General features: G+C 56.3%; 8 protein-coding genes. 1 reads left to right on the top strand and 7 read right to left on the bottom strand.

The window, feature by feature from the left end; all coding sequences use genetic code 11:
- The 4 genes from VGE80_RS21295 to VGE80_RS21280 form a co-directional block, all read right to left on the bottom strand.
- The coding region (locus VGE80_RS21295) for an alpha-E domain-containing protein (protein WP_440594041.1) at positions 1-520 on the bottom strand (520 nt) is incomplete at its 3' end.
- 30 nt (positions 521-550) lie between these two features.
- Positions 551-2044: a circularly permuted type 2 ATP-grasp protein gene (locus VGE80_RS21290; RefSeq protein WP_373652860.1), complete on the bottom strand. Its 1494-nt coding sequence runs from the start codon at positions 2042-2044 to the stop codon at positions 551-553.
- Between the two features lie 433 nt (positions 2045-2477).
- Positions 2478-3446 (bottom strand): uracil-DNA glycosylase, encoded by a 969-nt coding sequence (locus tag VGE80_RS21285; protein ID WP_397571897.1) that lies wholly within the window; start codon positions 3444-3446, stop codon positions 2478-2480.
- A gap of 557 nt (positions 3447-4003) precedes the next feature.
- Positions 4004-4228 carry a DUF6496 domain-containing protein gene (locus tag VGE80_RS21280; protein ID WP_440594040.1) on the bottom strand — a complete coding sequence of 75 codons (225 nt, stop codon included), beginning with the start codon at positions 4226-4228 and terminating at the stop codon, positions 4004-4006.
- A 378-nt stretch (positions 4229-4606) separates the two neighbouring features.
- Between VGE80_RS21280 and VGE80_RS21275 the strand changes: the two genes are divergently transcribed.
- Positions 4607-6031, top strand: a complete 1425-nt coding sequence (locus VGE80_RS21275) for a redoxin domain-containing protein (RefSeq protein WP_440594039.1) — start codon at positions 4607-4609, stop codon at positions 6029-6031.
- 141 nt (positions 6032-6172) lie between these two features.
- Here the strand turns inward: VGE80_RS21275 and VGE80_RS21270 are convergent, their stop codons facing one another.
- From VGE80_RS21270 to VGE80_RS21260, 3 genes are all read right to left on the bottom strand, one after another.
- On the bottom strand, positions 6173-7879 hold the full coding sequence (locus VGE80_RS21270) for a LamG-like jellyroll fold domain-containing protein (RefSeq protein WP_440594038.1): 1707 nt from the start codon (positions 7877-7879) through the stop codon (positions 6173-6175).
- A gap of 47 nt (positions 7880-7926) precedes the next feature.
- Positions 7927-8439 carry a hypothetical protein gene (locus VGE80_RS21265; protein ID WP_440594037.1) on the bottom strand — a complete coding sequence of 171 codons (513 nt, stop codon included), beginning with the start codon at positions 8437-8439 and terminating at the stop codon, positions 7927-7929.
- A 275-nt stretch (positions 8440-8714) separates the two neighbouring features.
- Positions 8715-10913: a hypothetical protein gene (locus tag VGE80_RS21260; RefSeq protein ID WP_440594036.1), complete on the bottom strand. Its 2199-nt coding sequence runs from the start codon at positions 10911-10913 to the stop codon at positions 8715-8717.
- Positions 10914-11015: the final 102 nt, after the last annotated feature.

The following is an 11015-nucleotide window of genomic DNA, read 5'->3' as shown; positions in this document are numbered from 1 at the left end:
TACGCGAGGTCTTGTCGGCGCGCTCAATCAGTTGGCCCATCCGGTGAAAGTGCCATGCCTCGTTATGCGAGAGCGTCGACTGCACCGCTCCGTCGAGGGTATAGGCCGATAGTTTGATCTGGGCGAAAAAGTCGAAGGGTGAACCCAGCACTTGAGGCTGCGATGCGGTTTTGACAAGCAGAAAGAACTTGTTGAGTTCTTCCCACATCGTGGAACTGATCATGTCACGGACGGTCCGTGCGTTTTCGCGCGCCGTTCGCAGGCAGCAGAGAATCGAGTTGGGATTCTCGGTATCAAACGTCAGAAAGTGAATGACGTTCTGCTGCGTTCCCTCGGGGTAGCGCTTCTGGAAATCAGCGTGGTCGCCGGTTGTATAGATCAGCGGATCCCAGTGCCGTTCCATCTCAGGACCGACATCCAGCGACAAATTCAAATTGACATCGATGAAGCGAGCCACGTTCTCGGCTCGCTCCACGTAGCGACTCATCCAGTAAATCGAATCGGCAACACGGCTCAACATGATTGGTAATCTCTCGGGAAGGACGTAACGTCAAACGCGTGGCGTTCCGTTCTTCAGAACCCATGTATCTTTACTGCCTCCTCCTTGCGAGGAATTGACGACCAGTGATCCTTTCACCAGCGCCACCCGGGTCAGTCCCCCGGGCAGAATGTAAACGTCTTCGCCGTAAAGAATGTAGGGTCGCAAATCGACGTGTCGGCCTTCCAGATGATCTCCTACGATGGTTGGCACGCGCGAAAGCGACAGTGTTGGCTGTGCGACGTAGTTACGAGGATTTGTGGAGATCAGCTCGCGATACTTCGCCAACTGCTCACTCGACGCTCGCGGACCCACAAGAATTCCATACCCGCCTGATTCGTTAGCCGGTTTAACCACCAGCTCGGCAATGTGCTCAAGCACATATTTGCGGTCGTCGTCGTTGGCGCAAAGGTATGTCGGGACGTTCGGCAACAGCATCTCTTCGCCCAGATAATACTTGATCATCTGAGGCACATAGGCGTAGACCGCCTTGTCGTCGGCGATTCCGGTCCCCGGTGCATTGGCGAGCGCCACACGGCCGGCGCGGTAGACGTCCATCAACCCCGGGACACCCAGGCACGAGTCGGGACGGAAGCAAAGTGGGTCGAGGAATTCGTCGTCGATCCGGCGGTAGATGACGTCCACACGTTCGAGGCCTCGTGTGGTCCTCATATGGACGAAACCGTTCGTCACGACAAGATCGGGACCCTGGACCAGTTCGACGCCCATTTGCTGTGCGAGAAAGCAGTGCTCGAAATAGGCTGAGTTATAAATTCCCGGGGTCAGCACGACGACGGTTGGTTCGTCCGTTGTCGGGGGGGCGATGTGCTGAAGCATCTTCAGTAACTGTTCAGGGTAGTCCTCAACTGGCATCACCGACAGCCCGTTGAATAGTTGCGGGAACGTCCGCTTCATGACCTCGCGATTTTCAAGGACATACGAAACTCCCGACGGACATCGCAGGTTGTCTTCCAGAACGTAAACCGTCCCATCCGCATTACGGACAAGGTCGGTCCCTGTAATGTGACACCAGATTCCTCCGGGTGGGTTGAGTCCAACGCACTGCTTCAGAAAGTTCCGGCTCGAAGTGACCATGTACTCCGGGAAAATCCCCTCTTTAACAATGGTCTGCTCGTGATAGATGTCGTCGATAAAGCGATTCAACGCGCGGATGCGCTGCTTCAACCCCGCGTCGATGAACTTCCATTCTGCTCCTTCGATGATGCGGGGGATCAGATCAAAGGGCCAGATCTTCTCGGTACCCGCTTCGTGCCCATAGACATTGAACGTGATCCCCATATTCAGCAGGGCCTGGTCGGCGACACGCTGCCGTCGGGTCAGTTCACCGTCGGTCAGCCCCTTGAGACGCGACGCGAGCAATTCCCCCCGGGGGCGAGGCTGCCCACCCTCCAGAAACATCTCATCATAGAAACCAGCCGTATCGTAGTCGGGAAATGCGACGTCCTTCGGGACTCGATTATGCGCGGGGTCTGTGGCAGCGAGCATTTCTCATCTTTCGGCTGGAGACTCTAAATTGTCGTCGTTCGCCCCTGCTTTCGTTGAATCCCAATAATATCGCCTAAACTTCAGGCAGAAACCGCTTGCCTTCGGAGCAAATCATTCGGATTCCGGGCAAATTCACCGATGCGATTTGTAGAGGCAACTGCCATGCCGCTCAATTGCGTCTGGGGTTCCATTCTTCATTGCACGAAAAATAGACTGAATGTGCTTGCAGATGGACCTTGTTAGAAGGTTGAGTTGAATAGACTCGAAGTCCCTGTTCTGTTCGTACCGGTTGAGACTCGATCAGGCGGTGCTGAGACTCACAGAAATTCGCGGTGACTTTCAGTGGGCGCGTTCCGTCTCGGCTTCATTCAACAGAACGACGTTCCGCGGCCCGGCAGAGGATGAGACGACAAACGCTGATACGCATCCAACTTTACTTCTTCATGAGATCGATTCCCATATCGAGAAACAACATTTTCATGTCGTCCCAGACGTCTTTCTTGGCTGCGGGATTGCGCATCAGATACGAAGGATGGTAAGTGCAGATCACCTTCGCGTTGCCGTACGTGAAAAATCGCTTTCGCAGCTTTCCAATCGCTTCGGTCGAGCGAAGCAGGTTTTGCGCGGCGCAGGCGCCCCAGCAGACAATGTATTCGGGATTCACATGCGCGATCTGCCCGTCGAGGTATTCGCGGCAGTTGGCCGCTTCGTCAGGAGCGGGAAGTCGGTTCCCCGGGGGGCGGCATCGAAGTACGTTGCAGATGTAAATGTCTTCGCGGCGAAGCCGACAGGCCTTAATAATATCGTTCAGCAACTGCCCTGATTTTCCGACAAAGGGCTCACCCTGAGCATCCTCATCCGCCCCGGGGGCCTCGCCGACGAACAGAATCCTGGCCTGGGGATTCCCGACTCCGAACACGGTTTGCGTCCGGGTACTGGCCAGTTCATGGCAACGAGTACAATTTTTGACACGTTCAGCCAGCGCCGCCAGACCCGCGACCCGCTCGGCGAGCGGCAGGTTCAAAGGCTTAAACGGTTCGTGGACAATAGGAAACAAGCTGCTGTCCGGACTCTTTTTCGCACTCACGTCAGGGACGGCAGAGCGACCCGGCTGTGCGAGTACTTCTGAGAGCAACGTGGGTCCGCCATGTGTCGCGCCCGCTAAATTCGAGGTCGCCTGAATCAGCGGGGACTTGGCCACAGTGCTGCTGGTCCCTGCGCGAGGCTGGGAAGTCACATCCGACGCCTGAGACTGAGGCGGAGAACCACCCGGTGCGACGGGGGGGTCAGGAACGACGGGGTCGATTCGACTCCAATGCGTCAGTCCAGCCCGGCGAAATCCCTGCAGCTGTTGAATGACGGCCCGCCTGAGTTCGTCAGAATCGATATCCGGTGTTTCCATCGTCAACGCTAATATTTCCTGAACGAAACTTGCGGGGCCTCGTCTCCACTGGCCATCGACCCAGATCAGACGCGAGGGCCATCCCCTGCCCCGGTTCGGGGTCCGAGGGTAGTGTGACGAATGGCTCCTCAGCCTGCCAGCCTTTACGGGCTTTTAGAATCCGTGATACGACGCTCGTCCGGGTTAGAATGTGCTCTACCCCTGAGGGAGGCTTGAACTTGAGAGCCCGTTGTGACGAAGGTGACTGTGGTCGGAAAGTTATCAGATTGTCCCTGTCACCACATGACAGGACGGTGATCGCACAAATTCTCGCTCGTTGCGGAGGAGCGTCACCGAGATAGAAGTCCGGGGGGCCGCATTGCACCCCGAGCGGTCGATCCGGCCGTGGCTTATGGTCGGTAGGGTGACGCAACCCGAGATCAGGCGCCGGAGTCCCGGTGCCAGATGATTCTTCTTATGTGCAGCCACTGTTCGGACCCCGCAGGGGAGTCGTCAGCCAGGACATCGGTGATCTGACAATGACCAGACTCAGACTCGCGGCTTGTGCGAACCGTCCCCTATTCCTTGGAGGTTTTTTTCTTGCTGGGCGTTTTCTTCTTGGCAGACTTCGTCGCGGGGACTTTTCCTCCCTCTTTTCTCGCTTCCGACAATCCAATCGCGATCGCCTGTTTTCGGCTCGTTACCATCTTGCCGCTTTTCCCGCTGCGAAGCTTGCCTGTCTTCATCTCGTGGACTGCTTTTTTGACCTTCTTTTGTGCGAGAGCACCATATTTTTTCGCCATCGAGAGATCTCCTGACTAGCACCTGGGAAGATGGACTGTCGATTGATAACGCAATTGGCGCGCCACTGGTTCGGAGCTTTCCCAAAGCCCGCTGGCAAGCACGACCAGAATCACTTCGGTGCTTCGTCTTGTTCGCGTGAGTGCTCTACTCCTGCACTCGCTTTAAGGTCACCCGGCTTGAGACGAACCCGATCGGATCTCGCGTGATTGGCCCCCCTGCGAGGGGTGAGGGGAGACATCGTGGCCTCTTTGGAGGAAATGGAGTCCCTCTTGCAGTAATTGCCGGTTTTGGCCTACAAACCCGGCTACTGGCGCTGGATGCGATGTTTTGTCTATTCGCTTCAGCTGAGTTTTCGGTCTCTCAAGGGATGGAGAGCCATGCGATTTCTACTTCGAGGTTGGGTTTTTGGTTTCGTCTCGCTGAGTGTAATGCTGACCGGCTGTGGTACGGCTTCGACTCCGGTTGCTGACACAAATGCGGATGATCCGCTGATGGCTTCCCGGATGAATGAGGAAGACGGAGCTTTACTGCTGGCGGTTCCCGGTCCTGACGGTAAGGGAGCTGATAAGAAAGGGAAGGTCTCGCAGGCTGCTGCCAAAGCAGGAGCCAATCTGGTTCCAAAGGCTCTGGGCGGGAAACGACCAGGTACCTTGCCCGACGAAGATCCCGCAGCACGAAAAGTCGCTGATAAAGGCTCTCCCGAGTGGCTGCTGAGCGAAATTCAGCGGGTCCGGTTGTTGCCACTTCCTCACGAAGATGACGATGACAACGAATCGGAAGACTTCGAAGACGACGAACAACCCCTGACGCCCGAGCAGGAAAAGAAGCTGGCCCAGGCGATTGAGCACAGCAAGGGGATTCGCCGCGAGCGGAATCTGCAGGTTATCAAGTTGGCCGAAGAGTGCCTTCAGAAGACCAGCAAGAACCCTGAACAGGAACCGCTGTTCTGCGCCGCCGTGCATCATCTGCTCGACGCCCGCCTGCAACTCGCGCTTCAGGGGGACAAGGAAAGCATTGAATCGCTCTATGAAGCGGAAAGCCTGTTCTTTGAGCGGAATCCCAAATCGGAATCTGCGTCCGAAGCCGCACTCACGCTGGTCAATCTGGCACACGCCAACGCCCTTCGCTACGGCACGAAAGAGCCTCGATGGCTGACAGAATTTTCCAAGCGTGCACAGGTTTACGCCACGCGGTTCCCCGACGAACAACCCCGATCTGTTCCTCTGTTGATGGCCGCCGCACGCAGCTGTGAGAACAATGGACAACTGGAAGAGGCACGCACCTGTTACGGTCTGCTCACCTCGAAATTTGCTCAATCACCGCAGGGGCAGCAGGCCGAAGGAGTCCTGCGACGGATGCAGTTGACCGGAAATGAGCTTGAGCTGAGTGCTCCTGGCATCGACGGCAGCGACATCGATCTGAAAGCCTACAAGGGGAAGATGGTTCTGGTCGTGTTCTGGGCGTCCAACGCTCAGCCGTTTGTCCAGCAGCTTCCCAAGATTCAGGAAGTGACCGCCAAGTACAAGAAGGCCTGCACCGTGGTGGGGGTCAATCTGGATCTGGAAGAAAGCGCTGTCGAATCGTTCGTCGAAAAGACGAACCTCGACTGGCAGCAGATCTTCTTCCCCAGCAAGGCACAACGAGGTTGGAATTCACCTGTTGCAGTCTACTACGGAGTGAACACGCTCCCCACGATGTGGCTGGTCGATCCGAATGGAGTTGTCGCGGAGACGAACCTTGATGCTTCGAACCTCGAAGCCAAGTTGCGGGAAGTCTACACCGCGTTCTCGAAGAAGAAGTAAGGCCTGACGCAATTCCGACCGGCCAGTATCAGCGACTGCGACGAGACAGTCTTTCCGCTGCTCCCCTGAAGCAGATGGAAATCGGGTCTCGTCGTTGTCGCTGATCTTCTTTCTGGTTCGTACATCATCGAGCCACCAGCGCTACTCTGCCGAGGCGAGTGCTTTGGCTTCTGCCGTCGACAACGCCCGATTGTAGAGTCGAACGTGACGAAGGCGACCGCGGAAGTGGTCATTCGGTCCGACGCCGATTTTCAGCGGTTGATCGGTCGTGAGGTTGTAGTCGGCGGCGTCAAATTCTGTGGAACTCGATTTCAGCTCACCATCGACGAAGAGATTCAGCTTTCCGCCTGACTTGACGGCCGCCACGTGGTGCCAGCCGGTCGGAAATTCCTCGTCCCAGGTCGTCAGTTTCCCGATTTCACAAGAGCTGACCCGGCCGTTAGGTAAGGTGCTGCAGAAAAGCTGACCCTGATACTCGGCCATAGTCCAGGCACGGCGATACTTGACGTCTGGTGTGGTGTCCAGTTGCGTAATTCGCTGCCATTCTGTTCCGCCATTGTATTGGTAGATCTCGGCGAGCGGCAGGGTTCCTGCAACCAGACGGCCGTTGTGGACCAGCATCCCCATCACTTCGAGCTCTTCGCCCAGACGGCCGACATCGGTCCAGTTGTTCGCGTCTTCAAAGCGGTAAACGCGGCCGCTGGGCCACGTTCCCACGTAAAGCCGCCCATGATAAACGGCGAAGGAGTATGTCTGGGTGTTCTCGCCCGGCTTGCCGACTTCCCCCAGATCAGACCAGGTCTTGCCATCAAACCGGTAAACATGTCCGTTATCGTAGCTGGAGGCATACAGATGACCGTTGTAGACCGCCATCGCCTCGACGCGCTTGCCGTCGGGGACGTCGATCTCGTTCCAGTCGCCTGTCTCTGATCGCAGGAAAAATCCGGCGGGTTTGTAGAGCGATCCCGCATACTGTCGTCCCTGAAATGACACCAGGCCAGAGACGGCTTCGATACGATCAGGCTGACCAGGCAGCTTCAATGTGCCACATTCGACCCAGTTCGTTCCTCCCGCGTAGCGGAAGATCTGCCCCCCCCGATGCTGATTGGGCGATTCGGAAAGTGCGGAACCGGCGACCCGGTACTTTCCCGTGCCCACGTAAAGCTCTCCGCCAAAAGAAGCCATGGCTGTGATCGCGTTACTGGGCGAGGGGCTTCCGCAATCAATCCAGGTTGTTCCATGTGAATACATGGCGACTCGTCCCGATTGTCCCTCCCCTGGTTCGCATGTTCCCGCAAACAGACGACCACGGTGGGTGATCAGGCCAAATGACAGCAGTGATTCCTTACCGGGTTTTCCTGCATCGCGCCAGCCGGACGATTTGTTGTTATCGATGCCGAACTGAAGCTGACGGAAATTGGCCTGATTCAAGGTGACGCCGGTATTTGTCTTCAGCGCCACATGAAAGCCGCGACGCGACGCGGGGTCATATTGACTGAGGATGTCTCCCGGGACGTCATCCGTTGAGGCATCGGTCCAGACCCAGGCAGCAACGGAAAAGTCCTTGCTACCGAGAGCGGAATTCTTGTTCGCAGGGATTTCGAGATATGACTTCAGTCCGTCGAACGAGGCGCCTTGCGCGTTATGATCCGCTGCCGGATCGTTCCAGGTCACGCCGTTGACTCGCCCGTCGAGTCCGTTACCGGAGATGTCAATCGCGTTTTTCAGCAGCGGCCATTGTCCGATCAGCCCTTTAGCGAGGCCTGCTTTATCGTCAGCAAAAGCCAGCGTCGGCGCCAGACCATGGCAAAGAAATAGCGCAAAAATAACGATCGACCTTACTCGCATGTTCGCATCTTCCTCGTTGGTGACCGACGTCAGGCTATGGACTGTGGTTACTGACTCGACTGGCGACGTGATTCTCGCTTACGGATTGTGACGTACATCAATCCAAGCAGCAACACATCAATGCGCGACAATGTATCGTCCGCGCTGACTTCCCAGTTGCGAGACCACCAGTTAACAGGCCCTACAGTCGCGAGGATCCTGGTTCCTTGCCGTAGAACGTATCCCCGAACGAACCAGCCAGCACGTTCCAGTACGGCGGGGCCACACTTCAGTTCCATCTCCCAGTGAGTGAGGAAGAAACCCACGAGCGTCGCGGAACCAAGTTCGGTCCCTAAATCGTCAGTCAGCACGTAGCGGCTCTTCAGCCAGGAGGGGCGGATAAGCTTGATAGACCTGTCTGACAAAGGGAGATGCAGGTTCTCGCGGAACCATTCGCCCGTCACCACGCCCAACACAGTCCCATCGAGAATTAACTCGAACGAGGATGTGAACCAACCCGTTGCACGACCTTCCAGACGCATCAGACAACTCTTCTTTCCCGGTACCAGCACCGATGTCATTAAGGAGTTTATGATCCAATGGAATCAGAGACAGCATCGCATGAAACTCGATGATACCCGTCGTGGAGTTTTCTCCGTCAGGAACTCGTGAAGTGGGCGTCAAACTCCCTTGGATGAGACGTGGTGAGATGCCGCCAACACTGACGACTGATCTCAATCGGCCACCTGCCGCTCCATGCCCAACTTCGTCTCGAAGATAACCCAACGAAAAGGCCGGTCAGAATGATCCATTCCGACCGGCCTTTCGAGATTTGATTGCAAGATCATCAGAGGGATCAGTTGATTCCGACGGAAATCCAGCCGTCGACGAGCAGCAACTGTGTTACGTAGGCTACCACGATCTTGGTGGGTGTCTGGATCTCGACTTTTCCGTCCAGCACGCGGTCAGGCAGCATCGACTGAATCTTCTTGCGGACGACAGCGTTGATCGCGACTCCGCCCCCTTCTCCTTCAGCGGCTGCCACGATGACACTACCCGCCTTGGCGATGATCTGGCCCCCTTGAGCAGCCAGCGAGATGGGAACCGAAATTTCCCGCATGGGGATGTCTTCTTTTCCATCCTGCTTGAAACCTGCCCGAATGATGATGTTGATTTCATCATCAGCGACTCGGACGCGGATCGGATCCACAGGAGCGAAAATGATCGCGTTCAGATCTTGTGTCTCTTCGTCTTCCTCGACAGGAGCCTTGGGCTGTTCAGGCAAGTGGTAGGGGCGGTTCAGGATGGTGCTGATGAACGATTCCAGTTTCGCTTTCAGCTGTTCTTCGTTCAGCGTCTGACCGGCGATACCCATCTTGTCGACACCGTTATTGATCGCGGTTTCATGAATCAGTGCGGTGATTCCGGTCGCGGTCAGCAGGCGGCCTTCCGGCAAGTCTGCACCGATCTGACGTGGGGACATCACCCGAGCATTCAGCGTCAACATCTGATCTGTCGACTGGTAGGTGAAGGTGTCAGGAAAAACTCCGGCATTGCGAAGACCGGTGTAGACTTCGCGATTCAGCTTGTCGGTCTGCTGAGCGAAGTTGGAATCGACTTCCTGGTTGAAGGCAGGCAGCACACCATCTTGAACTCGGCTGGCTGCGATCGCTTCCGCTTCGCCTCTTTTCTCTTCTACAGCTTGTGATGCAATTCCCTGTGCGATTCGTCCGAGAATAGGAATTCCAGAGAATTTGGTATTGATCCCGGTCGTGGTGTTGTGCGGATTCACACCAATCGTTGCAGGCGACGTCATGAAGCGGTAGCCGTCGAAGTTGACTTCCTTCGTGGCCGCAAACGTGTGATTACCTGCCGTGTAGACAGTTGCCTGAGGAGTGACACCGGCCGTATTGGACTGAATGTTTCCGTTCAATCGCAAGGCGAACCGAGCCGTGGTGCTGCTTGGAAGCAGGTCCACATTAACGGTGGTATTGGTCACCTGGCAGCCATTTACCTGTGCACCCAGGATGAAGTCACGAACGGCACCCTGGACCGTTCGGCTGTCAGACATGATGCGGTTCAGGAACGCTTCGGTCACCAGCACCCGCAGGTTGTAGTTGAACAGACGGCTTTGCAGCGAGTTCGCCAGTCGGTCGCCGCCATCCGGGGCGACATAACGGGCTCGAGCAAATGCGTCCCGCAGTTCGCCAGCTTTTTCACCGGTTGAGATGTAGGTGTCGAGTGCGTCGGAAAGATTCTTCAGCTCGGCTCGCAGTTTCTGTCCTGCTGCGACGGGATCGGTCCACGATGCCGACGAGATGTATTGGTCGAGCGAAGTGGCGAATGACTGGAACGGTGAACGAGTCGTGAATTCACGCTGAGTTGCATCCAGCACGTGATCACGAGTCTTCAGCTTCGACTGCGCTTCCAGTGCCGCGGCGAGTGGCAATGATCCTTCCTGATCGGCCTGCAAGGCGCCCTTCAGTTCAGGAATATTGAAGTAAGGAAGCCACAACGATCCGTTGCCGATGGTGCCCAGATAGCTCTCGAGTGATTGAATCGACGAGAGCAACTGATTTGCACGCGCACGGGTCTTCGCTCCGGCGAGCTTGTGGCCGTCGATGTCCAGCGTGTCGAGCGCGGCTTCGGCGAGATCGATTCGCAGCTTCAAGCTGTTATTGAGAGCGGTCAGCGGGCTGTGGAGCGAACGGTAGGATGAATCATCCAGTGCCCGTCGCATCACGTCCTGCTTGACCTTCAGAACGCCCAGAGCATCACGTTGGGCCGCGGCGTCAGATCCTTCCAGTTTTGCATAGAAGTTGGCCACCGCATCCGAGGCCCCCTTCGACCATTCGGCCCAGTTGCCATCCAGTTTGGCGAACTGTTCTTCAGTGAGATCATCGGGTGGAGTGGAAGGAAAAATCCCGCTCAATCCCGTGCCAGCGACGTTCGCCGCATCTTCAACGGCGAAGGTTCCGGTAGCGGCTAAAGCCACGACACTGAGGAGTGCCAGGCTATGAGCCAGCCGATTCTTACGCCAGAATTTCTCAGACATCCAAGACGCCCGAGGTGTTCGATCCTTCATTCATTCGCTCCGTGCAAAAACCTATGTCAAATCAAGGTGTTCGACTGCCGGTCGATCGTTCGTAGACGGTGC

The sequence above is a fragment of the Schlesneria sp. genome, assembly GCF_036405755.1.
Taxonomy (GTDB): Bacteria; Planctomycetota; Planctomycetia; order Planctomycetales; family Planctomycetaceae; genus Schlesneria; species Schlesneria sphaerica.
The sequence above is the reverse complement of the archived record's forward strand: the minus strand, read 5'-3'. Positions and strand labels throughout refer to the sequence as shown.

Coding starts and splice junctions, on each gene's coding strand:
- VGE80_RS21290 (WP_373652860.1), bottom strand. CDS start 2,044: ATGCTCGCTGCCACAGACCCCGCGCATAATCGAGTCCCGAAGGACGTC.
- VGE80_RS21285 (WP_397571897.1), bottom strand. CDS start 3,446: ATGGAAACACCGGATATCGATTCTGACGAACTCAGGCGGGCCGTCATT.
- VGE80_RS21280 (WP_440594040.1), bottom strand. CDS start 4,228: ATGGCGAAAAAATATGGTGCTCTCGCACAAAAGAAGGTCAAAAAAGCA.
- VGE80_RS21275 (WP_440594039.1), top strand. CDS start 4,607: ATGCGATTTCTACTTCGAGGTTGGGTTTTTGGTTTCGTCTCGCTGAGT.
- VGE80_RS21270 (WP_440594038.1), bottom strand. CDS start 7,879: ATGCGAGTAAGGTCGATCGTTATTTTTGCGCTATTTCTTTGCCATGGT.
- VGE80_RS21265 (WP_440594037.1), bottom strand. CDS start 8,439: ATGACATCGGTGCTGGTACCGGGAAAGAAGAGTTGTCTGATGCGTCTG.
- VGE80_RS21260 (WP_440594036.1), bottom strand. CDS start 10,913: ATGTCTGAGAAATTCTGGCGTAAGAATCGGCTGGCTCATAGCCTGGCA.